The sequence below is a fragment of the Niveispirillum sp. SYP-B3756 genome (assembly GCF_009495745.1).
GTDB lineage: Bacteria > Pseudomonadota > Alphaproteobacteria > Azospirillales > Azospirillaceae > Niveispirillum.
This window is the reverse complement of the sequence record NZ_WIDQ01000004.1, coordinates 513,642-537,116: the sequence shown is the minus strand read 5'-3', so window position 1 is coordinate 537,116 and position 23,475 is coordinate 513,642. Positions and strand designations below refer to the sequence as shown.

Annotated in this window: 23 protein-coding genes and 2 pseudogenes; 24 read left to right on the top strand and 1 reads right to left on the bottom strand. The window is 65.8% G+C overall.

Going from position 1 to position 23,475, the window contains the following annotated elements; all coding sequences use genetic code 11:
- Positions 1-125: 125 nt before the first annotated feature.
- The 6 genes and pseudogenes from GE253_RS12345 to GE253_RS12320 form a co-directional block, all read left to right on the top strand.
- Positions 126-293 (top strand): annotated as a pseudogene (locus tag GE253_RS12345) (DUF932 domain-containing protein); the annotation flags it as partial.
- A gap of 175 nt (positions 294-468) precedes the next feature.
- Positions 469-2,613 carry a ParB/RepB/Spo0J family partition protein gene (locus GE253_RS12340; RefSeq protein ID WP_153204399.1) on the top strand — a complete coding sequence of 715 codons (2,145 nt, stop codon included), beginning with the start codon at positions 469-471 and terminating at the stop codon, positions 2,611-2,613.
- 97 nt (positions 2,614-2,710) lie between these two features.
- Positions 2,711-3,112 carry a hypothetical protein gene (locus tag GE253_RS12335; RefSeq protein ID WP_153204398.1) on the top strand — a complete coding sequence of 134 codons (402 nt, stop codon included), beginning with the start codon at positions 2,711-2,713 and terminating at the stop codon, positions 3,110-3,112.
- A 152-nt stretch (positions 3,113-3,264) separates the two neighbouring features.
- Positions 3,265-7,605 (top strand): strawberry notch family protein, encoded by a 4,341-nt coding sequence (locus tag GE253_RS12330; RefSeq protein WP_153204397.1) that lies wholly within the window; start codon positions 3,265-3,267, stop codon positions 7,603-7,605.
- Positions 7,605-8,651 carry a toprim domain-containing protein gene (locus tag GE253_RS12325; RefSeq protein ID WP_153204396.1) on the top strand — a complete coding sequence of 349 codons (1,047 nt, stop codon included), beginning with the start codon at positions 7,605-7,607 and terminating at the stop codon, positions 8,649-8,651. Before GE253_RS12330 ends, GE253_RS12325 begins: the two co-directional genes overlap by 1 nt.
- A 311-nt stretch (positions 8,652-8,962) precedes the next feature.
- Positions 8,963-9,898, top strand: coding sequence for a DUF2493 domain-containing protein (locus tag GE253_RS12320; protein ID WP_153204395.1), 936 nt, complete (start codon positions 8,963-8,965; stop codon positions 9,896-9,898).
- Between the two features lie 6 nt (positions 9,899-9,904).
- On the opposite strand, the gene GE253_RS12315 is transcribed toward GE253_RS12320, so the two are convergent.
- Complete coding sequence (locus GE253_RS12315) at positions 9,905-10,657, bottom strand: hypothetical protein (protein ID WP_153204394.1); 753 nt, start codon at positions 10,655-10,657, stop codon at positions 9,905-9,907.
- A 303-nt stretch (positions 10,658-10,960) separates the two neighbouring features.
- Between GE253_RS12315 and GE253_RS25840 the strand changes: the two genes are divergently transcribed.
- The 18 genes and pseudogenes from GE253_RS25840 to GE253_RS12235 all read left to right on the top strand — a co-directional run bounded on the left by GE253_RS25840 (position 10,961) and on the right by GE253_RS12235 (position 23,372).
- Positions 10,961-11,128: a hypothetical protein gene (locus GE253_RS25840; RefSeq protein ID WP_162833680.1), complete on the top strand. Its 168-nt coding sequence runs from the start codon at positions 10,961-10,963 to the stop codon at positions 11,126-11,128.
- Positions 11,129-11,272: 144 nt separating this feature from the next.
- On the top strand, positions 11,273-11,713 hold the full coding sequence (locus GE253_RS12310; protein ID WP_153204393.1) for a hypothetical protein: 441 nt from the start codon (positions 11,273-11,275) through the stop codon (positions 11,711-11,713).
- A 576-nt stretch (positions 11,714-12,289) separates the two neighbouring features.
- The gene (locus GE253_RS12305) at positions 12,290-12,613 is read left to right on the top strand and encodes a DUF736 domain-containing protein (RefSeq protein ID WP_153204392.1); all 324 of its coding nucleotides are present in this window, start codon (positions 12,290-12,292) and stop codon (positions 12,611-12,613) included.
- Positions 12,614-12,796: 183 nt separating this feature from the next.
- Complete coding sequence (locus tag GE253_RS12300) at positions 12,797-13,039, top strand: helix-turn-helix transcriptional regulator (protein ID WP_153204391.1); 243 nt, start codon at positions 12,797-12,799, stop codon at positions 13,037-13,039.
- 120 nt (positions 13,040-13,159) lie between these two features.
- Positions 13,160-13,423, top strand: a complete 264-nt coding sequence (locus GE253_RS25835; protein ID WP_348770836.1) for a DUF2285 domain-containing protein — start codon at positions 13,160-13,162, stop codon at positions 13,421-13,423.
- Between the two features lie 4 nt (positions 13,424-13,427).
- Positions 13,428-13,685 (top strand): annotated as a pseudogene (locus GE253_RS26665) (DUF6499 domain-containing protein); the annotation flags it as partial.
- 10 nt (positions 13,686-13,695) lie between these two features.
- Positions 13,696-14,307 carry a DUF2285 domain-containing protein gene (locus GE253_RS12290; RefSeq protein ID WP_153204389.1) on the top strand — a complete coding sequence of 204 codons (612 nt, stop codon included), beginning with the start codon at positions 13,696-13,698 and terminating at the stop codon, positions 14,305-14,307.
- Positions 14,308-14,433: 126 nt separating this feature from the next.
- Positions 14,434-14,718: a helix-turn-helix domain-containing protein gene (locus tag GE253_RS12285; protein WP_107123471.1), complete on the top strand. Its 285-nt coding sequence runs from the start codon at positions 14,434-14,436 to the stop codon at positions 14,716-14,718.
- 11 nt (positions 14,719-14,729) lie between these two features.
- Entirely contained in the window at positions 14,730-15,617 is an 888-nt protein-coding gene (locus GE253_RS12280) for a replication initiator protein A (RefSeq protein ID WP_348770835.1), read from the top strand.
- A 208-nt stretch (positions 15,618-15,825) separates the two neighbouring features.
- Positions 15,826-16,464 (top strand): ParA family partition ATPase, encoded by a 639-nt coding sequence (parA, locus tag GE253_RS12275; RefSeq protein ID WP_153204388.1) that lies wholly within the window; start codon positions 15,826-15,828, stop codon positions 16,462-16,464.
- The gene (locus GE253_RS12270; RefSeq protein ID WP_153204387.1) at positions 16,461-16,715 is read left to right on the top strand and encodes a hypothetical protein; all 255 of its coding nucleotides are present in this window, start codon (positions 16,461-16,463) and stop codon (positions 16,713-16,715) included. Before parA ends, GE253_RS12270 begins: the two co-directional genes overlap by 4 nt.
- The gene (locus GE253_RS12265; protein WP_153204386.1) at positions 16,712-17,230 is read left to right on the top strand and encodes a DUF2840 domain-containing protein; all 519 of its coding nucleotides are present in this window, start codon (positions 16,712-16,714) and stop codon (positions 17,228-17,230) included. The genes GE253_RS12270 and GE253_RS12265 overlap by 4 nt, the downstream gene beginning before the upstream one ends.
- The gene (locus GE253_RS12260; protein ID WP_153204385.1) at positions 17,227-17,772 is read left to right on the top strand and encodes a S26 family signal peptidase; all 546 of its coding nucleotides are present in this window, start codon (positions 17,227-17,229) and stop codon (positions 17,770-17,772) included. The genes GE253_RS12265 and GE253_RS12260 overlap by 4 nt, the downstream gene beginning before the upstream one ends.
- Positions 17,773-17,817: 45 nt before the next feature.
- Positions 17,818-18,165, top strand: coding sequence for a DUF736 domain-containing protein (locus GE253_RS12255; protein WP_153204384.1), 348 nt, complete (start codon positions 17,818-17,820; stop codon positions 18,163-18,165).
- Positions 18,166-18,168: 3 nt separating this feature from the next.
- The gene (locus GE253_RS12250) at positions 18,169-18,933 is read left to right on the top strand and encodes a lytic transglycosylase domain-containing protein (protein ID WP_153204383.1); all 765 of its coding nucleotides are present in this window, start codon (positions 18,169-18,171) and stop codon (positions 18,931-18,933) included.
- A gap of 244 nt (positions 18,934-19,177) precedes the next feature.
- Positions 19,178-20,917: a VirD2 family relaxase/mobilization nuclease gene (locus tag GE253_RS12245; RefSeq protein ID WP_153204382.1), complete on the top strand. Its 1,740-nt coding sequence runs from the start codon at positions 19,178-19,180 to the stop codon at positions 20,915-20,917.
- A gap of 26 nt (positions 20,918-20,943) precedes the next feature.
- Positions 20,944-22,929, top strand: a complete 1,986-nt coding sequence (locus tag GE253_RS12240; protein ID WP_153204381.1) for a conjugal transfer protein TraG — start codon at positions 20,944-20,946, stop codon at positions 22,927-22,929.
- Positions 22,930-22,937: 8 nt separating this feature from the next.
- Positions 22,938-23,372, top strand: a complete 435-nt coding sequence (locus tag GE253_RS12235; RefSeq protein WP_107123481.1) for a CopG family transcriptional regulator — start codon at positions 22,938-22,940, stop codon at positions 23,370-23,372.
- Positions 23,373-23,475 lie beyond the last annotated feature (103 nt).

The following is a 23,475-nucleotide window of genomic DNA, read 5'->3' as shown; positions in this document are numbered from 1 at the left end:
GACAAAATCCGCAGCGCATCTCGCTTGAATTCCGCCGTGATCTTGACCTGCTTTACTCGAACCATCAAAACCTCCATCAAACCCAAATTTTAGGATGATGGCTCTCCACTTTGCCAGGGCAAGTCCAGACCGGCAAGATCATCGACAGGGTTCTGGCCGAGGAAGGCCGCCCGCCGGAGTCCATCTTCGACTTCGTGCAGGGCATCACTGCCGTCGCACGCGACAAGCCGCATCAGGACGCCCGCCTCGACATGGAGGGCAAGGCCAAGAAGCTGCTCGATCGAGCTGCCTGATTTCCGCGAAGCCGGGGATGCGGTTTTCCGTGTCTCCGGCTTTGCGCTTCCGTGCCTTTCTGGTTTGCCGGTCCGTGGCGCTGCCCCCTTTAGAGGAAGAGGGCGGCGCTTCGCTTCGTGACGGGTTGGAGGTTGAGAGAGAGTTTCTCGGCCGCCCGTCGCGGAGTAAATCCCGATGGCTACTGCCGTTCAGAAGATCATCCTGTCGTCCTCGCGCGACATCCCCTTCAACAAGCTGGTGCTCAGCCAGTCCAACGTCCGGCGCGTGAAGGCCGGCGTCTCGATCGAGGACTTGGCGGCCTCGATCGCTCGTCGCGGTCTGATCCAGAGTCTCAGCGTCTTTCCCGTCGTTGACGCCGAGGGCATGGAGACCGGCATGTTTGAGGTGCCCGCCGGCGGTCGCCGCTTCCAGGCGCTCGAACTGCTGGTGAAGCAGAAGCGTCTCGCCAAGGTCGCGCCCGTCCCCTGCGTGGTCCGCGATCGCGACGGCGCCATCCTCCCCGAGGAGGTGTCGCTCGCCGAGAACATCGAGCGCGCGCCGCTCCATCCGCTCGATCAGTTTCGCGCCTTCCACGACATGCTGACCAAGGGCATGACCGAGGAGGAGATCGCCGCAGCGTTCTTCGTGTCCGTCAACGTGGTCAAACAGCGGCTGCGCCTCGCAACCGTGTCGCCCGCGCTGCACGACGTCTATGCCGACGATGGCATGACGCTGGAGCAGCTCATGGCCTTCACCGTGTCCGGCGACCACGAGCGTCAGACCCAGGTCTGGGACGCGATCAAGGACGCCTGGTCGAAGGAGCCCTATCAGATCCGGCGCATGCTGACCGAGACCACGGTGCGCGCCTCAGACAAGCGCGCCGTCTTCCTTGGAATCGACACCTATGAGGCCGCTGGCGGCGTGATCATGCGCGACCTGTTCCAGGCCGACGATGGCGGCTGGCTGCAGGACGTGGGGCTTCTCGATCGCCTCGTCGCCGAGAAACTGAAGGCCGAGGCCGAGGCGATCGCCGCCGAAGGCTGGAAGTGGATCGAGGTCGCGGTCAGCTTCCCCTACGACGCGGTACGCGGCCTGCGCGAGGTCTCCGGCGCGCCGATCGATCTGTCGGCCGAAGAACAGGCGACCATCGAGGCGCTCACCGCCGAGCAGGCCAGGCTCGAAGCGGAATATCAGGACGCCGACGAGCTGCCCGATGAGGTCGACGAGCGTATGGGCGAGATCGAGACGGCTCTGGCCGCGTTCGACGATCGCCCGGAGCACTTCGACCCGGCCGACATCGCCATCGCCGGCGTCTTCGTCAGCATCGACGCCGACGGATCGCTTTCGGTCGATCGCGGCTTCGTCCGGCCCGAGGATGTGCCTCAAGTCCGGACCGATGGTGAGGAAGGCTCGGAGACGGACATCAAATCCGATGGCACCGCGAGCCCTTCGGTGCAGCGCGCCGTCATCACTATCGGCGGCCGGTCTGTGGAACCGGAAGAGGACGATGAGGACGACAGCATCAAGCCGTTGCCCGAACGCCTCATCGTCGAGCTGACCGCCTACCGCACCCTCGCGCTGCGCAACGCGGTGGCGGAGAATCCGCACATCGCCATGACGGCGCTCCTCCACAAGCTGGTCTCGGACAGCTTTATGAACCGCATGTACACGGGCGCCATGGAGGCAGGGGTAAAGCATATCTTCTTCCCCGTTCAGGACGAGGCGCTGAAGGACAGCCCTTCTGCCCGCGCCGTGCAGGAGCGTCACGACGCCTGGGCCAGCGACATCCCGAAGGACGACGACGCCCTTTGGGATTGGCTCGCTAGTCTCGACGATGCCAGCCGCATGGCTTTGCTGGCGCATTGCGTCAGCTATGGCGTGAACGCGCTCTATGAGCGGCCAAACCCGCACGGCGCGGGCGGCGTGTCGCAGCACACGCTCGACATGAGGCTCGCGCAGGCCGACCGCCTGACGCGGGCGACCGGGCTCGACTTGGTCGAAGCCGGCTGGCGTCCGACCTTCGGCAATTACCTCAGCCGTGTCACCAAGCCGCGCATTCTCGAAGCTGTTCGCGAAGGCGCCGGCGAGCGGGCGGCCGAGCTTATCGGTCATCTGAAAAAGGGCGACATGGCCAAGGAGGCCGAGCGTCTCCTCGCCGACAGCGGCTGGCTGCCCGAGCCGCTTCGACTTGCCGGTGTCGACGGCGATCCGGCACCGGACGCGGACGGCGATGGCAAAACCGAGGGCGCGGCGCTGCCCGACTTCCTGAGTGCCGACGACGAGTCGGAAACGCCGGCCGCTGGCGAGGACGACGAACGTCACCTCATCGCCGCCGAATGATCGGCTCGCGGGGCGGCTTCGGCCGCTCCGCACCTTCCAATCCCATCCACTCAGAGCCCGGCCCAGCGCCGGGCTCTTTTCGTTTCAGGAGCCTGATATGGCCGAATATCTCACCCGCTTCTCCTGCCTGCTGGACGTCGGCTCGGTTGCCAATGTCGCGCGGGCCTTCGACATCTACACCGCGCTGATGGCCGAAAACGGTCGCGAGGACCCGCCCGCCGAACCCTTCCTGCTCTCCCTGACACCCGAGCACGGCGCGACGCGCCTTTGGCTTCGCGACCCCGGAACCGCCGATCCGCAGTTGCTGGTCACCTTCGTCACCCGCTGCGCGGAGACATTCGCACTCACCGGCACCTGGGGGTTTCAGTGGGCCGGCATTGCCTCGGACCCTGTCGTCGACGGTTTCTCCGGCGGCGCCCATCTGCTCGATCTCTCCACCGGCCGCACGATCGAGTGGATCAGCACCGGCCGGTGGCTAGCGGAGGGCGGTGTGCGATGATTCCCGACCATGCGCGCGCCCGGCCTCACGGTCGGGCGCTTTTTTCATGTCAGCGGACGAGAGGAAGAGGACGGCCGGGACGGGTCGAGTCCGGGCGGTCGAGAGAGAGCGCCGGCCGGGCTTGTTCCTTCCGCTCTCCCGAGGTTCCTCCCATGAACATTCTGCCTCCCGTGGCCCTTTCGGCCGCGCCCGTCACCCGTGCGTCCTCGATCCTCGACGTTGCACAGCAGCTTATCGATCATCTCGAACGTGGTCAGCGCATCGACGCCACGTTCCTCCGTGCAGCGATGGAAGCGGCCTTCGGCGCGTCCGACACCAGCGGCGCCTGGGACTGGAAGGCGGCCTATGAGGCCTGCGAGGTCGCGACAGTCCTCTTCCTGCGCAAATACGGAAAGGCACTTTTCCGTAAGGCCGCATCTCCGGCTGCACGTCTTTCCGCTCTTGGGAAGATCGCCGGGCTCCTGCCGACGCATACGCGGCGCTCGGAAGAATCGCAGGCGCTCCAGCAGTTCTCGACGCCGACGCCGCTCGGTCTCGCCGCCGTGGCGGCCGCCGCCATTGCTGCTGGCGACATCGTGCTGGAGCCGTCGGCTGGCACCGGCCTGCTCGCCATCCTGTCCGAGATATCAGGCGGAGCGCTCCTCCTCAATGAGCTGGCCGAAACCCGCGCCGATCTGCTCGCTGCGCTGTTTCCGGACGTTGCCGTCACGCGCTTCGACGCGGCCCAGATTGACGATCATCTCGCGCCGGACGCCACCCCCTCAGTCGTGCTGATGAACCCGCCATTCTCAGTCATGGCAAACGTCTCCGGCCGCGTGGCCGACGCCGCCTATCGCCATGTCGCTTCTGCACTGGCCCGGCTCGCCGATGGCGGGCGGCTGGTGGCGATCACTGGCGCCAACTTCAGCCCCGACCATCCGGCTTGGGCCGCGGCCTTCGTCCGGCTTCAGGAGCGTGGCCGCGTCGTCTTCACCGCGGCCGTGGACGGCTCGGTCTATGCCAAGCACGGCACGACCATCGACACGCGGCTGACGGTCATCGACAAGTTGCCGGCCGACGATCGTTCGGCATTTCCCCCTTCGCCCGGCACCGCGCCCGACGTCGGTACGCTGCTCGGCTGGATCGCGACGCAGGTTCCGCCGCGTCGGACTGCGGCTCTCCCGCCAGTGGCAACTTCAGCGTCTACCGCGACGCCCCGGACCGTTCGCGGAAACCTCGCGCGCACTACTGCGGCACGTTCCGCCACGCCCGCGTCCATCGAGCCCGAAGGCGTCGAACTCCCCTATGAGACCGTGGAGTGGACGCCTGCCGAAATCGGCCGGATCACCGACGCGATCTATGAAGAATACGGATTGCAGGCGATCCGTATCCCCGGGGCGCAGGCCCATCCGACCAAACTTGTGCAATCCGTCGCGATGGCCTCGGTCGCGCCGCCCAGGCCGAGCTACCGACCCCGGCTGCCTGCAAACATCGTCCCGGATGGCCTGCTCTCTGACGCCCAGCTCGAAACCATCATCTACGCTGGCGAGGCGCATGCCGACTTCCTCGCCGGTTCGTGGACGCTCGACGAGACTTTCGACGTCGTCTCGGCAGCGCCCGACGATGCGCCGAACTCTGTGCGCTTCCGCCGCGGCTTCATGCTCGGCGACGGGACCGGCGCCGGCAAGGGCCGCCAGTCGGCCGGCATCATCCTCGACAACTGGATGCAGGGCCGCCGCAAGGCGGTGTGGATCTCCAAATCCGACAAGCTGCTGGAGGACGCGCAGCGCGACTGGTCGGCGCTCGGCATGGAGCGCCTGCTGGTCACGCCGCTGTCGCGCTTTCCGCAGGGCAAGGACATCACACTCTCGGAAGCCGTCCTATTCACCACCTATGCCACGCTACGGTCCGACGATCGCGGGAGTAAGCTTTCCCGCGTCAAGCAGATCGTCGAATGGTTGGGCTCCGACTTCGATGGAGTGATCATTTTCGACGAGAGCCACGCCATGCAGAACGCCGCTGGTGGAAAAGGCGAACGCGGCGACGTCGCCGCCTCGCAGCAGGGCCGTGCGGGCCTGAGGCTCCAGCACGCCTTGCCGAATGCCCGCGTCGTCTATGTCTCGGCAACCGGCGCGACCACCGTCCACAACCTCGCCTACGCCCAGCGCCTCGGTCTCTGGGGCGGCGAGGACTTCCCGTTCTCGACCCGCGCCGAATTCGTCGAAGCAATTGAGAACGGCGGCGTGGCGGCGATGGAAGTGCTGGCCCGCGACCTGCGCTCACTCGGCCTCTACACGGCGCGGTCGCTCTCCTACGACGGCGTCGAGTACGAACTGGTCGAGCATCAGCTTACGCCCGAGCAGACTGGTATCTACGACGCCTATGCCGGGGCCTTCGCCGTCATTCATAACAATCTCGACGCCGCAATGCAGGTTGCCAACATCACCGGCGGCCCTGATGGCAGCGGGGGCACGCTGAACCGGCAGGCCAAGTCCGCCGCCCGCTCGGCCTTCGAATCCGCCAAACAGCGCTTCTTCGGTCATCTCCTCACCAGCATGAAGACGCCGACCCTGATCCGGTCAATCGAGCAGGACCTGGCGGACGGCCAAGCCGCCGTGATCCAGATCGTCTCGACCGGCGAGGCCTTGATGGAACGCCGGCTCGCGGAGATCCCGGCGGAGGAATGGAACGACGTCCGGGTGGACATCACCCCGCGCGAATACGTTCTGGATTATCTCGCCCACTCCTTCCCGGTGCAGCTCTACGAGCCGTTCACCGACAGCGAGGGCAATCTATCGTCGCGGCCGGTGTTTCGCGACGGCCAGCCGGTCGAGAGTCGCGACGCCGTTGCCCGTCGTGACCGTTTGATCGAGAGGCTCGCTTCGCTGCCGCCGGTCCCCGGCGCGCTCGATCAGATCGTCCAGCGCTTCGGAACCGATGTTGTGGCGGAGGTGACGGGACGTTCGCGCCGCATCGTCCGAAAAACCAGCCCCGGCGGCATCGACCGGCTCGCCGTGGAGAACCGCGCCGCTTCGGCCAACCTGGCTGAAACGCAAGCCTTCATGGACGATCAGAAGCGCATTCTGATCTTCTCCGACGCGGGCGGCACCGGGCGCAGCTACCACGCCGACCTATCGTCGCGGAACCAGCGGCTGCGCGTCCACTACCTGCTTGAGCCGGGCTGGAAGGCCGACGCCGCCATTCAGGGCCTGGGCCGCACCAACCGGACCAACCAGGCGCAGCCACCGCTGTTCCGGCCGATCTCGACCGACGTGAAAGCGGAAAAACGCTTCCTCTCAACCATCGCCCGTCGCCTCGACACGCTGGGCGCGATCACGCGCGGCCAGCGCCAAACGGGCGGCCAAGGCCTGTTCCGGCCCGAAGACAATCTGGAAAGCCACTACGCCCGCGACGCCTTGCGGCAGCTCTACCTGTTACTGGTGCGCGGCAAGGTCGACGGCTGCTCGCTCCAGATGTTCGAGGACGCCACCGGCCTCTCGCTGATGGATTCCACCGGCATCAAGGACGAGCTGCCGCCGATCACCACCTTCCTGAACCGGTTGCTGGCGCTGACCATCGACCTTCAGGGCGTCCTGTTCACGGCGTTCGAGCGGCTGCTGAACGCCAAGATCGAAGGCGCCATCGCCTCGGGCAGCTACGACGTCGGACTGGAGACGCTGCAGGCCGAGAGCTTCATCGTCACCGATCGCCGGACCATCCACGTTCATCCCGGCACTGGGGCCGAGGCTCGGCTGCTGACCATCACCCAGCGCCAGCGCAACCGGCCGGTGACGCTGGCCGAGGCGCTCGACCATCTCGATGATCCGGGCGCGAAGCTGCTGGTCAACGAGCGTTCGGGCCGCGCCGCCGTGCAGATCCCGACCACCAGCATCATGCTGGACGATGGCGGGATCGAACGGCGCGTGCGGTTGATCCGACCGATGGAGGCGCACAACATCCCCATCAAGATGATGGATGAGACCCATTGGGTCGATGCTGACCGGGCGGGCTTCACCGCGGCATGGAACGCCGAGGTAGCCGAGGTGCCGGAGTATGCCGAAAGCACCATCCATGTCGTCAGCGGCCTATTGCTGCCGATCTGGAAACGCCTCCCGAGCGAGTCGACGCGGGTGTATCGACTCCAGACCGACGACGGCGAGCGCATCGTTGGCCGCCGTGTCTCCGCCGCCTGGGTGGCCGGCGCGCTCGCCACCGGCACGTCAACCCTGACGCCGGACGACGCCTTCATGGCGCTGATGGATGGCAAGACCATCCTCGACCTGGCCGAGGGGCTTCAACTCCGTCGCGTCCGGGTGATGGGGGCCAACCGCATCGAGCTGTCCGGCTTCACCGACGCTATGCGCGATCGCCTGCGGGCCTATGGCCTGTTCCACGAGATCATCTCGTGGAAGCTGCGGATGTTCGTGCCGACCGATGGGACCGGCGCTGCCATTCTGGCCAAGGTGCTGGAGCGCTATCCCATCGAGCGCATCGGCGAGCGGGAGGCGGCGTGATGGCGCGGCATGACGCCTCCGATCTGGCGATCCGTCTCGGCCGACAAGCCGAGGCGGTGTGCCGTCATTATCTCAAGGCCGGTCATCGCGAGGGCCGCTACTGGCTGGTCGGCGATGTGCGCAATACGCCGGGCCGCTCGATGTTCGTGCGGCTGAAGGGCAGCGAAACCGGCAAGGGCGCCGCCGGCAAATGGACCGACGCCGCCACCGGCGAGCATGGCGATCTCCTCGACGTAATCCGCGAAAGCTGCGGCCTGGTCGACTTCAAGGACGTTGCCGATGAGGCGCGCACGTTCCTGTCGATGCCGCATCCCGAACCGGACCGTCCGCACGGTGGCGGGCGCCAGTCACCTGCGCCGGCGGGATCACCGGAAGCGGCACGGCGGCTCTTCGCCATGGCGCAGCCGATTCCGGGCACGCTCGTAAAGACGTATCTCCGTACACGCGGCATTACGGATTTGCACGGAACCGGCAGTCTGCGTTTCCACCCCCGCTGCTATTATCGCCCTGATGAGCATTCCCCGACAGAGACCTGGCCGGCGATGATCGCATCGGTCACCGATCTCGGCGGGCGTCAGACCGGCGCGCACCGCACCTGGCTCGCGCCGGACGGCTCGAACAAAGCCCCGATCGACACGCCGAGACGGGCGATGGGCGACCTCCTCGGGCGTGCCGTTCGCTTCGGTGTGGCTGGCGACGTGATGGCGGCGGGCGAAGGCATCGAGACGATGCTGTCGCTCAGGATGGCGCTACCCACCATGCCGATGGCGGCGGCGCTCTCGGCGGCGCATCTCTCGGCCATCCTGTTCCCCGACACGCTGCGACGGCTCTACATCGCCCGCGACAATGATCCGGCCGGCGACGGTGCGATGGCGACGTTGATCGAACGGGCGAACGCGGCCGGGATCGAAGCGGTCGTGGTGTCACCGAGCCTGGGCGACTTCAACGAGGATCTCCGCCTGGCGGGGCTGGACAGCCTCCGGGCAGCGGCCCGGGTGCAGATCGCGCCGCAGGACGTCGCACGCTTCATGGCGCTGGCGGCATAGGCCGGCAGGAGAATGCAGACGGCGGGAGCGCCGTCGTCGGCATCGCTCGGATGATCCCCAGGTCGGAGAGAACCGCGCCCCGGCCTTCGAGAGGGCGATCGGCCAGCAAACGGCCCGGACCCGCAATGTCTGCGACGGACTATTTTCCGGCGGCCCTTCGGGCCTTTCCATCGCGAAACAAAATAGCCCGCCTTCGCCATCCTCCGCTGTGCTCCGGCCCTCCGCTTCGCTGCGGATGCAGGTCCGGCCCGCCCGCCGGCTTTCGTCGCATGAAGGCCGCGAGGGTCGCGGTCGAACCGACGGAGCATCCCATGAGCGAGCACGACGACTACGAACCGCACCACGCCTCTTCCCCCACCGACCATGTCCTCAGCGAACTCCAGCTCTACGGCTACCGTCCCTTCACGGATGAACCCGATCCCCGACCGCTTCCGGAGGGCGACCATGTCGCCGGCGCCATCGCCGACATCTTCGACGCCCTGATCGTCACCCTGGACGACACCCGCCTCGAGCCCGACCTCGACGATCTCCTCTGGTCGACCGTCAACCTTTTCCACCGCGCCAACGAACGGATCGAGCGCGAGCTGGACGACAATGAGCAGGCGCAGCGGCGCGGCCAGCGCGAACAGGACGGCAGCGAGGTGAAGGCTGTCGAGCTGGAACGCCTGACGGCCGAGGGCCAGACCCTGATCGAACGCCGCAATGCTTTCGAACTGATGCGCGACCAGGCCGCCGAGCACTATGAGCGCCACACGGGCTCGAACTGGCGACCGCGCAGCGGATCGATGGTCAACCATCGCAACCTGACCTCGGCGATGATCGACAGCCGGGACTTCCTCGCCGCCAAGAAACGCGCCGACAATCAGGTGCTGCTACCCGCCGGTCCGAAGATCGCCTTCACCGGCGGGCTCGACTTCAATGATCACCGCCTGATCTGGGCCAAACTCGATCAGGTCCACGCCAAGCACCCGGACATGGTGCTGCTACACGGCAAATCGCCGAAGGGCGCCGAGAAGATCGCGGCCAAATGGGCCGACACGCGCAAGGTGCCGCAGGTCGGCTTCGCCCCCGACTGGACGAAGCACGCCAAGGCCGCACCGTTCAAGCGCAACGATCAGATGCTCGACGTCCTGCCGATCGGGGTCATCGTCTTCCCCGGCACCGGCATTCAGGACAATCTGGCCGACAAGGCGAGGAAGCTCGGCATCCCGCTGTTCGATTTCCGTCCGAAGGGAGGCGGCGCGTGAGCGCCGTCAATCCAATGTGACGCCCCAAAACTCCAAGACGGAAAGCACTTCCTCCTTCGGGTAATGGAGGAATGCAGCATTCGCGAGGTCAGCCTTCAGCTTGCGCTTTCGCTTGGCAATCTCACGCTCGATCCGTTCCCCGAACGGCGCTGTCCCGGGCGGAAGCAGTCCAGGGCGCTCCGGGCAAGGCCAGCTTTTCGGATAGCCTTCGGGAATCCAGCCGCTCCTGACCTTCTCGGAAGGCTCGGTGACCGATGGATGCTCGCAAGCCCAGCCATAAAGGTGGAAAGCGCAGACCCGCAGCATCGCCTTGATTTCAGGCATCGTGTCCGTGAAGCCTTTGAGCGGGGTCGGCAGCCACACCATATTGGCGACGCAGGAGAAGTAGCGCAGATCCTGGACGACGCTGCTTTGCTGAGCGAACGAGGGATCGTCGTATCCCCAGATGTGACACACGGTCCAGTTCTTCGGCTTCGGCGCCGCGACGCCCAGAGCCGCCACGAGTGCATTGAGCGCGGCGACATTGCCCTCGAACTTCTCAGCGGTGATCTTGGTCGCCTTTTTCGTGTTCGTGTACCGGCGCGACCACGCAGCGTCATAGAGAGGCCGGCCGCGAGCCGTATGCGGCGCCCATACCGGCAGACGCCGGAAAGTCTCCGGATTCACCCACCGGGCCGTACGCTCGATCAGTTCGACCACTGCCGGAAGATCATCTCGAAGGGCGTCGTTGCCGTCTGGTATGTGAAATCCGGCTGCCATCGTTTGCTTGCGCCCTCCTGCCTTCCGACGCGGACGACCAGGACACGGCTCGAATCCAACGCAGTGAATTGCTGTGGGGCGATCCTAGCACTCGGTCGAAGCGAGAAACCATCCCCCGCTTCCATTGCGCTAATCCTTGGTCCAGCCGCTGGCCTGACGCCATCAACCCGTAAAGGGTCGGACTACGCAAAGCGTGCCGCCGCTCCAGCTTCGCCTTCGCGGTGATTGCGGCCATCGGCCGGACACATCGGGCGCCTGTCGCGCAGGAGATGGTCTCCCGCCTCCAAGACAGGAGCCGGTCATATGTCCCTCAATCAAGCTCACGCCTTCGCCTTCAGCCTCGCCGCCACCCTCATGGTCTCGATCGTCATCTTCCAGGCCGGGGACGGCACCATGGGCGTCATGCCCGCTGGCGAATATGACGGCGAAGCCGCCGCCATCGTTCACGAGATCGACCCCTTCGCCCGCTAATCGCGGGCAAGGCGACAGGGCCGCAAGCGGAAGTCCCACGGGATTTCCGCTCCCGCCCTGCCTTCTCTTCGCCTATACTATCAATGCGCCGTGGTGGTGGTGGTGGCGCAACCGTCAGACCTTTATCTCACGGAGAACACCACCATGGTCTTCATCGGCATCCTCTCCAGCATCGCGGCGATCGGCGCCCTGTGCTGGCTTCTATTTACACTAGCTGTCTTCGCGCTGCCGTTCTTCGCGGGCGTCTGCGCCGGGACTTGGGCCTATAACACCGGCGCCGGTTGGCTCGGAGCGATCCTCGTCGGCCTCGCCGCCGCCGCAGTGACGCTCGGCCTCGGCCAGTTCCTGCTCGCCTTCATCCGTCCGCTCTGGATACGGCTCGCGATCGCACTCGCCTTCGTCGCGCCCGCGGCGCTCGCCGGCTACCACGCGACGCATGGCATCGTGAAACACACCATGCCCTCCGACATCTGGCAGCTCATCTTCTCAGTTATCGGCGCAATCGCCGTTGGCGTCACGGCGCTGATCCGGGTGACAGCCATGGCCACGCCCGGGCCAACCGGGCAGACCATCGTGCGAACCTGACATCGGTGCAGGCGGCGGCGGGATGGTCAATTGATGTCTTAGCGGTCGCGCCTTCCTCGTCGCCAGGCTCGCTTGCAATCGCGCTGACCGGATCGACGGTTAACCCAACTGACGCGCCATGCCATCGGTGACGGCGCCGGTGGCAATGCCGTGACAGCGCGCAGACGGTGCGAGTGCCGGGAGGGGGCGATCTCGTGGGCGACGGGCAGGAATCGGCGGAAGGTAGCGTCTGGCGGAGCTGGTTTGACCCGCGGTGTCAGACGTCGCTATGGTCCATCGGTCGGTATGGTCGCCATGTTCTCCTGTGATGCGTCTCTGTCATGTCGACCGCTCCAAAACGGCCTCTTCAATGGGCTGATCTGGCCGAAGGTCGGCTGCGCCTCGATCGCCTATGCCGCAACAGCAGCGTCGAAACTTTCTTCCCCTGCCGGCTGCGCCGTCATTCCTCGCGAAGCAAGAAAGCCCCTCCTTTGCTGTCAGGCCCCTGCGGGGTGCGCCGTCAATCGCCTCCGGCCTCTCGATCGCCATCGAGGCCGCAATGGTGCGGGCTCGCAACAGAGTTCAAGGAGAACTACCATGGCGACCATCGGCACCTTCAAGAAGACCGGCAACAACGAGTTCACCGGCGAAATCGTCACCCTCAGCGTCCAGACCAAGAATGTCCGCATCGTCCCCGAGGCCCGCGCTACGGGTGAGAACGCCCCCAGCCACCGCGTCTTCGTGGGCCGCGCCGAGATCGGCGCCGCCTGGTCCAAGACCTCCAACGAAGGGCGCGCCTATCTGGGCCTGAAGCTCGACGATCCTAGCTTCAACGCCCCGATCTACGCCAACCTCTTCGACGATGAGGAGGAAACCTTCTCGCTGATCTGGTCCCGTCCCAACGGGCGGCGCGGCGACTGAGGTCAGCGCGAGGCCCCGGCCGGAAGGCCGGGGCCTTCGGCTTTACGGCGACCGAATCAGTTGCAGCCATTGTCGGCCGGAAAGCGCCTTTAGAGGCAGTTCTGGCTGGAAGATCGCCACAAGAACGACTATTATAGTCGTAGTTTTGGCGTACGCGTAGGTCCGTGTGGGAGGTGATCATGCATGATCACCTCCCGACAATTTCGGGCCGCACGCGCGTTGCTGGGTTGGACACAGGAGACGCTCGCTGACAAGGCCCGGGTCTCATTGACCGCGCTCAAGCGCCTCGAATCCCCCAGTGGACTTGAGGTCTTTGAGAGCACGCGCGATGAGGTGAGACGGGCTTTCGAACGCGCCGGCATTGTCTTCCTGAACTCCGATCAGGGCAAGGGAGTGCTGCTCGTTGATGCGAAGAAGGAAACCTGACGTTCGACAGGTCGCGGCGTTGCCACCTCGTCCCGCGTCAAGGCCATGCGTCATCGTTCCGATCAAAACACGGTTAACAATCTCTCCCAGCTTGGATACATCTCGCGATCGGGGGATGTTGTGACCAAAGACGATTTTCTCGACCAGCCGCCCGCCGGGACGGTTTTGACCGCCTACGACCAGGCGCATCTGAAGCTGTACGTCCGGCTTCTGGATGCCGACGCTGAAAAAGCCGACTGGCGTGAAGTCGTCGAAGTCCTCTTCGGCCTCGATGCCAAGGCCGAACCGGAGCGCGCTCAGCGCATCTACACCAGCCATCTCGATCGCGCGAAATGGATGACGAAGAGCGGCTTTTGCGAGCTGCTCCAGGGCCGCCTGCACTGAGGTGATGCGTAAACCGCATCACGTTGCGGCCACTTCGTTCTTCCCGCGCTCCGTTCAACCCGGAATCGTATCCACTGCAAAACTCGCGTTGCACAACCTTGCGCGGAGGCAGTGGAGAATGTCCGAGGATGAAAGTTGGCGGTCCGAAGCCGCCTATGACTATATCGACAAGTTGACCCCCAGCGATCTCGCCTGGGAGTTCCTGCGTCGTAACCCTGAATACAGAAAATCCTATCAGGAACTGGTAGCGGTCGGGCGGTTGACCGAGGACATTGCGCGCGAGTTCGCCGAGCAATGGGGCTTGCGATTTCGTCGCCGACCCTCGCAACTCGGCGCTCATCCAGCCGATCTTCTGGACCCCGCAAACCGATCCCGCGACACTCCCGTTCACCGTCGGACCGAACCCGGCGGGAGAACTCCGCCTCCGCGTTGAGGATCTGCACGCCCATGCCACCATCGAGCATGATCCTGGTCTGATCCGGCTCGTACTGCGCGGCGAACCCCACGGCGTGACCCTGTTCAACGTCGATGATGCCCGCCCCCTCGGTGCATTCGTGATGTTCGACGAATTGACGCCCGACCGACTGACTGCGGTCGAGCGTCTCTGGTACGCTATGTTTGGAAAGCGTGTGCCGCCCGATCCGCGCATGACCCCCCAGAGACGTCAGCGCGCCCGCCAGATGCTGCGCGCTGTCGACGCGCGTGAGAGCGGCGCCATCTACCGCACTGTCGCCGAGCATCTCTTCCCCCAGCACAAAATCGACGCAGCATCCTGGGTCGGCGACCCGATCCGGGAGATCACCATCCGTCTCGCCCGCGACGGTATAAAGCTCGTTCGCGGCGGCTACCGGACGCTGCTGCGCCGCCCACGCCGGGATCGCTGATACCCGTTCGCGTGTCGATTTTGGCATCTTACTTCGACATCGTCCGGGGCGCCGTCTTCGCGCCACCGTGCTCGCAACCCGCCGCTTATTCGAAGCGGCCGCCCGCGAGACCACGGAGGTGCGATCATGGCCGAAAGAGCCGCCAATTTACCGCCACGCTACCTGAGAACGCAGGAGGCGGCGCGCTTCCTCGGCCTGTCCGAGCGCACCCTCGAAAAGCACCGGACCTACGGGACCGGCCCGATCTACCGCAAGCTCGGCGGCCGCGTGGTCTATTCCGTCGATGACCTTCAGGCTTGGGCGGATCGCGGTCTCGTCACCTCGACCTCCGATCCGCGCGGCGGCACAGTGCTGCCGGCCAAACGCCAGATCGCCTCGACCGCCACCGCCGGCGGCCGCTTCCCGCGCTGAGGTGGCCGGCCGTGTCGTCCCGCCACACCCAATACGATGAGCGCGCTCAACTCGATCTGTTCCGGGCGCTGCCCGGCGATCTCGCTCCGCGGGATGCGCAGGACCTCATGGCCTACCCGTTCTTCTCCCTCGCCAAGTCAAAACGGTTGGCGCCGATCGACTTCAAGGCCGGCTCGGTGAAGATCCGCGTAGAGGCCGTCCCTGAGCATGGCATGGCCACGATCTGGGACGCGGACGTCCTCATCTGGGCCGCCTCCCAGATCGTCGAGGCGCGCGACCTCGGCCTGAGGCCGTCGCGCCTCATGGCGACCACGCCCTATGAAATCCTGAACTTCATCGGCCGCGGTGTGTCGCTGCGCGACTACGACCGCCTGAAGGCCGCGCTGGACCGGCTTCAATCAACCACGGTCGCGACGTCGATCCGTCAGCCGACCGAGCGGCGGATGCACCGCTTCTCCTGGATCAACGAATGGAAGGAGCGCGCCGATCACCGCGGCCGTCCGCTCGGCCTCGAACTGATCCTCCCGGACTGGTTTTATGGCGCCGTCCTCGACGACGCGCTCGTGCTGACGATCGACCGCAAATACTTCGATCTCACCGGCGGTCTGGAGCGCTGGCTCTACCGCCTGGTCCGAAAGCACGGCGGTCGCCAAGAGTTCGGCTGGAGCTTCGACTTCCCCCACCTTCATGCCAAGTCCGGCAGCCTCTCGCCGCTCAAGCACTTCGCCTACGACCTGCGCGACATCGCCCGTCGCCAGCCGTTGCCGGGCTATCGCCTGACCATCGAGCAATGCGTCGGCGGTCCCGAAATCCTGTCCTTCGTACCCACCGATCCCGACGCGCTCGGCATCCCGCGCCGCCGTCGCCGCTCGACAACTCGTCCTGGGGATAAGCTGTGAATAGTCTCGTGCTATCAGGGACCGGTACTGTCGTGCCTTCGGGGACCGGACTCTCGTGCTATCGGGGACCGGAATCGTCGATTCCTCGCGCTGAATCAGCAGCTTGTGAGCCCCGTAACTTATCTAGCCTAGATTCCTTCGGAATCTTTCTAACGGAACCCGCCTTTTCGCGCCGTGTGGACGAGTCCCCGATCGCCGGGAGACCGTCATGATCGTCGCGCTCCTCAACCAGAAGGGCGGCGTGGGCAAGACGACGCTGGCGCTGCATCTCGCCGGCGAATGGGCGCGCGCTGGCAAGCGCGTCACGCTGATCGATGCCGATCCCCAGGGCTCGGCGCTGGACTGGTCGCAGCAACGCAGCCGGGAGGGATTGCAGCGGCTCTTCGGTGTCGTCGGCCTGGCGCGCGATACCCTGCATCGCGAAGCGCCAGAGCTGGCGCGTGAAGCCGACCATGTCGTCATCGACGGTCCGCCACGCGTCGCCAGTCTCATGCGCTCGGCGCTGCTCGCGGCCGATCTCGTGTTGATACCCGTGCAGCCTTCGCCCCTCGACGGTTGGGCATCGGCGGAGATGCTCGCGCTGCTCAGCGAGGCGCGCATCTACCGCCCGCAGCTCGCCGCCCGCTTCGTGCTGAACCGCTGCGCGGCGCGCACCGTGCTCGCACGAGAGACGGCCGAGACACTGGCGGACCACGACCCGCCTTTGCTGGCGACCACCATCGGTCAGCGCATCGTCTTCGCCGATGTCGTGCAGACCGGCCGGATCGCTGCCGAGCAGGACGCGGATTGTCCGGGCGCACGGGAGATCGCCGCGCTCGCGGCCGAAGTCGCGAGGATTGGCGCATGAGCGAACGATCCCCCAAGCGCGGCTTCGCGTCCCGGCCTGGCGATCCGGAGAGCTGGATCAAGGCGCCCGATCGCCAGACGCAGCGACCTCACCCCGCCGACGACTTCTCGGCCAGGCTGACCATCGACGTCACCGCCGACATGCGCGGCCGGATCAAGATCGCGGCCTTCCAGCGCGGCCAGACGGTCGCCGACATGCTCCGCGCGCTGTTCGAGCGCGAATTCCCACCAGCCCAAGGAGACGCCCAATGACCGGCCTTGCCGCCGCATCCGCGCGCGCTGGCCGCGCCACCGGATTGACGCTCGACGATCTCACCCAGGTCGAACTCGTCTGGATCGAGAAGCAGATCGAGCACTGGATCCGCTTCGGCCGCGAGGTGCGCGAACAGGTCCTCGACCGCCGCCGCCGTATCCTCTTCTTTCCTCCCGGCACGATCTTCGCACTCGTACGCTGGGCCGCCAACGATCACGGCACCGTACTCTCCCGGCTCGACATTCTGCGGGCCGTCGGTCCCGGCGAAGCGTGCCAGACGATTCCGACCGTGACGCCCGGCGGCGACATCCTGCTGCGCGTCGATGGCTGGCCGAAAGTGGAGCGCATGCTCCAGCTCATCGATGCGATCGAGGCGATCGGTATCGATCCGGCCGAGGTCTCGCCCGATCACTGGCGGCACGTCCACAACCGCCTTGCCGCCGGCGAGACGCCGCGCGCCTACACGATGCAGCGCCATCGCGCCTTCCTCTTGGCGCGGAGGATCGGCGTATGACCCGGCTCGGCTACGCCATCACCACGACGGGCGCCGTGTCATTGCTCGGCATCCTGTCGCTCGTGTCCTTCGCACCGAAGCTGATCTGGAACGCGTCGGCCAGCACGCCGATCGGCCTCTACGCCGTCGAGCCCGACCCGTCCCCGGAAGTCACCGATCTGGTCGCCGTGCGCGCGCCCGAGCCACTCGCGAGCTTCCTCGCCGAGGGCGGCTATCTGCCGCGCGGCGTGCCGCTGATGAAGCGTGTCGTCGCGCTTCCGGGGCAGCGGGTTTGCAGGACCGGCCTTGCGATCACAGTCGACGCTTTACCGATCGGCGATGCACTTGATCGGGATCGTCGCGGCAACTCGCTGCCCGTCTGGCAGGGATGCCGCGTCGTCGCCGAGGGCGAGCTGTTCCTGATGAACTGGCAGGTCCGCGACAGCCTCGACGGCCGCTACTTCGGACCGCTTCCCGCCTCCGCCGTCATCGGCCGGTCCATCCCTCTCTACACCGACGAGGACGGCGATGGCCGCTTCGTCTGGCGCGCGCCGACGCGGTGACGGCGAGCCCATGCCCAACCTCACCGCAATCTCAAGGAGCAAATCATGTCCCTGATCGGTCAATTCACCCGCGACGATGGTGGCTTCATCGGCCACTTGGAAACACTCCTGCTGCACCAGGACATCATCATCATTCCGGCCGAGCCGTCCGATGCCGAGAATGCGCCGGATTTCCGCGTGCACGTCGTCGACAGTATGAACAACGAACCCCGAGCCGAACTGGGCGCGGGTTGGAAGCGCACTGGCGAGAAGGCCGGAGACTACGTCGCGCTGCAGCTTGATGATCCATGTTTTCCGCAGCCGATCCGCGCCAACCTGTTCCAGTCGTCCGACGACAAGTCCGCCTGGGGCCTGCACTGGAACCGCCCGCCCAAGCGCGGCGAGCGGGACTGAGCGATGCCGGCCCGACGCCATCGCGCTGTCGTCGGACGGTTTCCCGCCGTCCGGCACACAGCCTTCCTCCTCCTTTCCGGCCTGTTTACCGGCCTGTCGTCGACCGTCCCGGCCGCCGCACAAGACGCATCGGTGGAGCGCGCATCACCTAGCGATCCCTATGCCGGTCATATCGCCAACGCAGCGCGCCGGTTCGGCATTCCGGAGGCGTGGATTCGGGCCGTCATGCGCGTCGAAAGCCGCGGTGATGTGCGCGCGATCTCACCCAAGGGCGCGATGGGGCTGATGCAGATCATGCCAGCGACGTGGGGCGATTTGCGCGCTCGACATGGTCTCGGCGGCGATCCCTACGACCCACGCGACAACATCATGGCGGGCGCTGCGTATCTGCGCGAGATGCACGATCGCTACGGTTCGCCCGGCTTTCTGGCGGCCTATAATGCCGGTCCCGGGCGTTACGAGGAATATCGCGCCACCGGCCGCCCATTGCCGGCCGAAACGCGCGCCTATGTCGCCGCTCTCGCATCGATTATCAGCGGCGGCGATCCGACTGCCCCCGTCACGGTGGCGACCGCCGATCCGCTCGCCTGGACCCGTGCGCCGCTCTTCATCGTGCAGGTCGATAGCAACACGGGTGCAGATCGGCGACAAAACGACGGTGCTCCGGCTGCACCATCCGCGCAGGAGTCCGCGCGCGATCCGGTCCTGCCTGCACCGCTATCGGGCGGCCTATTCGTGGCGCGAACCGATACTGCGGGGCCGCGATGAGTGACTTCGCACTCCCTGCGGCATTGTCGGGCTCGGGCGTGGATTTGGCGTCAGAGGCGGGAAGAGCAGGCAGCACAACCGAACGATGGCGAGATAAAAGCGCGCGATGTGCGGCTTGGTGCGGTCGTGTGTTTTCAGGGGCTTATGGCGCATCGGCGCGAGGTGCGCCTGATCGGCGCAGCCTGCGCATCCTCCATTTCGCCAAGGTTTACCGCGCGTTTGCGCGATGTGCGGAGCCTCGGCCATGAGCGGCGAGGACGATTTCCGTATCCGGCCGGGCCGCATCCGATCCACGCGCGCACAACAGGCGCGCCCCTTCATCGCCCAGGCTCTCGCCGCCGCCCAGCGCGCCGGTGGCAGGGTCTCGCGCTCCGGCCAGATCAGCTCGGGCAACCGCTCGCGGTTCGGCCGCGGCCAGCGCGCGACGGTGCAGGCCAATCGTCTGCTCACCAGCCGATCGCGCGACACGGTGATCAAGACACGCGTCGTCCGGCACACCGCTCGGGCCGCGCCGCTCTCCGCCCACCTCAGCTATCTCCGACGCGAGGGCGTCACCCGGGATGGGGAGAAGGCCAGGCTGTTTGGACCGGAGTCCGAGGACGCCAACCCCAAGGCCTTCGCCGAGCGGACCCAGGACGACAGACATCACTTCCGCTTCATCGTCTCGCCGGAGGACGCGACCGAGATGTCCAACCTCAAGACCTATGCCCGCGACCTGATGGGACAGATGGAGAAGGATCTCGGCTCCAAGCTCGACTGGATCGGCGTCGATCACTGGAACACCGACAATCCCCATGTCCACATCATCCTGCGCGGGCGCACCGATGACGGCCAGGACCTCGTCATTTCGCGCGACTATATCAAGGAAGGCATGCGCGCCCGTGCGCAGGATCTCGTCACCCAGGAGCTGGGGCCGCGCACCGACCAAGAGATTCGCCGAAATCTGGAACGGCAGGTCCAGGCGGAACACTGGACCAATCTCGATCGCCAGATCGCCCGCGACAGCTACCGTACCGGCGTCGTCGATCTCGCCCCGCAGCCAGATCGCCAGCCGGACGAATTCCACGCGATGAAGGTCGGCCGGCTGCGCAAGCTGGAGACGCTCGGCCTCGCAGATCAGGTCGGCCGCGGCCAATGGGTCGTGTCAGAGAATGCCGAGGCGACGTTGCGCGAGCTGGGCGAGCGCGGCGACATCATCAAACGCATTCATCGCGGCCTCACCGAACGTGGCATTGAGCGCAGCGCCGCGAGCTATGTTCTCGCTGGCGAAAGCCTTGACGATCCTGTCGTCGGCCGGCTGATCGATCGCGGTCTCGACGATGAGATGAAGGGCACGGCCTATGCCGTGGTCGACGGTACGGACGGTCGCACCCATCACATCAAGTTGCCCGACCTTGATGCCGCCGGCGACAGCGCGCCGGGCTCGATCGTGGAGCTGCGCAAATTCGACGACGCGCAGGGACGACGTCGCGTCGCGCTCGCTGTCCGCTCCGATCTCGACATCTCCGCCCAGGTCAACGCGACCGGTGCGACCTGGCTCGACCGGCAGGCGATCGCCCGCGATCCCGTCGCGCTCGGCGGCAGCGGCTTCGGCGCGGAGGTTCGCCAGGCGATGGACCGGCGCGCCGACCATCTCGTTGGCCAAGGCCTCGCCGAGCGGCAGTCCCGCGGTGTCAGCTTCTCGCCAGGGCTGATCGACACATTGCGCCAGCGCGAGGTGGAGGCCCTTGGCGAGAAGCTCGCGGCCGAGACCGGCCGACAATTCTCGAAGGTCGGAACGGGCGAGTATGTGGCCGGCACTTACCGCCAGCGTTTTGCGCTCGCCTCCGGCCGCTTCGCCATGATCGACGATGGTCTCGGGTTCCAGCTCGTGCCCTGGTCACCATCCCTCGAACGCCAGCTCGGCCAGCACGTCTCCGGCGTCTCGCGGGGCGCCGGCGGAGTCGACTGGAGTTTCGGTCGAAATCGCGGCCTCGGCATGTAGTCGCAATAAAGAAAGGAGTGCCCGCCATGTCGGCGACCAAAATCCTTTGGGGCCAGATCCTCACCGTCTTCCTGATCGTGCTGATGACAACCTGGGCGGCGACGCAGTGGACGGCCTACCGTCTTGGCTTCCAGCCACAGCTTGGACTTCCATGGTTCGAACTGGCCGGCTGGCCGATCTACTATCCGCCCGCCTTTTTCTGGTGGTGGTATTTCTATGATGCCTATGCTCCGCCGACCTTTGTCGAGGGCGCCTATATCGCCGCTTCCGGCGGCTTCATCGCCATCGCGGTTGCGATCGGCATGTCGGTTTGGCGGGCCCGCGAAGCGAAGAACGCGGAGACCTTCGGTTCCGCCCGTTGGGCCGATGGGGGCGAAGTGCGCGCCGCCGGGCTGCTGGGAGCGGATGGCGTCGTGCTGGGGAAATTCGATCACGACTATCTCCGCCATAACGGTCCCGAGCATGTCCTGTGCTTCGCACCGACAAGGTCCGGCAAGGGCGTCGGCTTGGTCGTGCCGTCACTGTTGACCTGGCCGGGGTCCGCCATCGTCCATGACATCAAGGGCGAGAACTGGACGCTCACGGCAGGTTATCGCGCACATCATGGCCGCGTCCTGCTGTTCGATCCCACCAACACGAAGTCGGCAGCCTACAATCCGTTGCTCGAGGTGCGCCGCGGCGAGTGGGAGGTCCGTGACGTTCAGAACATCGCCGACATCCTCGTCGACCCAGAGGGCTCACTGGAGAAGCGGAACCACTGGGAGAAGACCAGTCATGCGCTGCTGGTCGGCGCGATCCTGCACGTCCTCTACGCCGAGGCCGACAAGACCCTGGCCGGCGTTGCCGCCTTCCTCTCCGATCCGAAGCGGCCGATCGAGTCGACGCTGGCCGCCATGATGAAGACCGCTCACCTGGGCGAGGCCGGCCCGCATCCGGTGATCGCCAGTGCGGCGCGCGAGCTGCTGAACAAATCCGACAACGAGCGGTCGGGCGTGCTGTCGACGGCGATGTCGTTCCTCGGCCTCTATCGCGACCCTGTCGTTGCTGAGGTCACGCGCCGCTGCGACTGGCGCATCGTCGATATCGTCGGCAGCAAGCATCCGACCACGCTCTACCTCGTCGTGCCGCCGTCGGACATCAACCGGACCAAGCCGCTGATCCGCCTGATCCTCAATCAGATCGGACGGCGCCTGACCGAGGATCTGCAAGCCAAAGGAACCCGGCACCGCCTGCTGCTCATGCTCGACGAGTTTCCGGCGCTCGGCCGTCTCGACTTCTTCGAGAGCGCACTGGCGTTCATGGCGGGCTATGGCCTCAAGGCCTTCCTGATCGCCCAGTCGCTGAACCAGATCGAGAAGGCGTATGGACCGAACAACTCGATCTTGGACAACTGCCATGTCCGCGTCAGCTTCGCGACCAATGACGAGCGGACCGCCAAGCGCGTCTCCGACGCGCTTGGCACCGCGACCGAAATGCGCGCCATGAAGAACTATGCCGGTCATCGCCTGTCGCCCTGGCTCGGCCACATGATGGTCTCACGCTCGGAGACAGCCCGGCAACTGATGACACCGGGCGAGATCATGCAGCTACCGCCGTCGGACGAGATCGTCATGGTGGCGGGCACCCCGCCGATCCGCGCGAAGAAGGCGCGATACTATGAGGACCGCCGGTTTCAGGAGCGCATCATGTCGCCGCCGAACCTGATGAAGCCGGCAACGGCCCGACCGGACGACTGGAGCACGCTGCCCCTTCCGGCGACGCCAGCGGTCGCGATGGCCACCAGCGGCGTCGGATCGGAGGACGAGGATACGACCGACTCCGAGCGCCGGCATCAACCCGAACTCAGCCGCGCGAAGCCAGTCGAGCGTAAGGCGCCCATTGACAACGAGTTCGAGATCGAGCCGCGTGACGACGTCGATGAGGATGCTGCACGCCTGTCGCGCATGAATCAGACCATGCGCCAAGTGGCGCGCCAGGCGTCGCTCGATCCCGGCGACGGCATCGAGCTTTAGGAGGCACAATGACGAAGCCTCGCAAGAAGCAGCGACTGTCGGTGTACCTCGAACCGGACGTCATGAAGGCGCTTGCCGCTCATGCCGCTCGACGCGATCAATCTCTCTCGCTGATCGCTGAGGCCGGCATCGCCTCCTTCCTGTCGCCTGACGCCGCCGAACGGCAGGAGGCTGCCACCACCAAACGGCTCGACCAGCTCGACCGGCGAATGGCGCGCATGGAGCGTGACCTTGGAATCGCCGTCGAGACGCTGGCCGTGTTCGTCCGGTTCTGGGTGACCACGACGCCAGCACTGCCCGAGCCCGCCGCTCAGGCGGCACGCGCCAAGGCCGGCGAGCGTTACGAGGCGTTCGTTACAGCGCTCGGTCGCCGACTCGCTCAAGGGCCGAAGCTTAGACAGGAGATCTCAGACGACATCGCGCCCGCGCGCGACGCGAATTAATCACGGGGAAGCTGGAAGCAAGTATTCCTGCGTTCCGCCGTTTCCCTGTCTTTGTACGCCACAGTACGACGGCCACGTCATGGTTGTTGTCAGACCATAATTT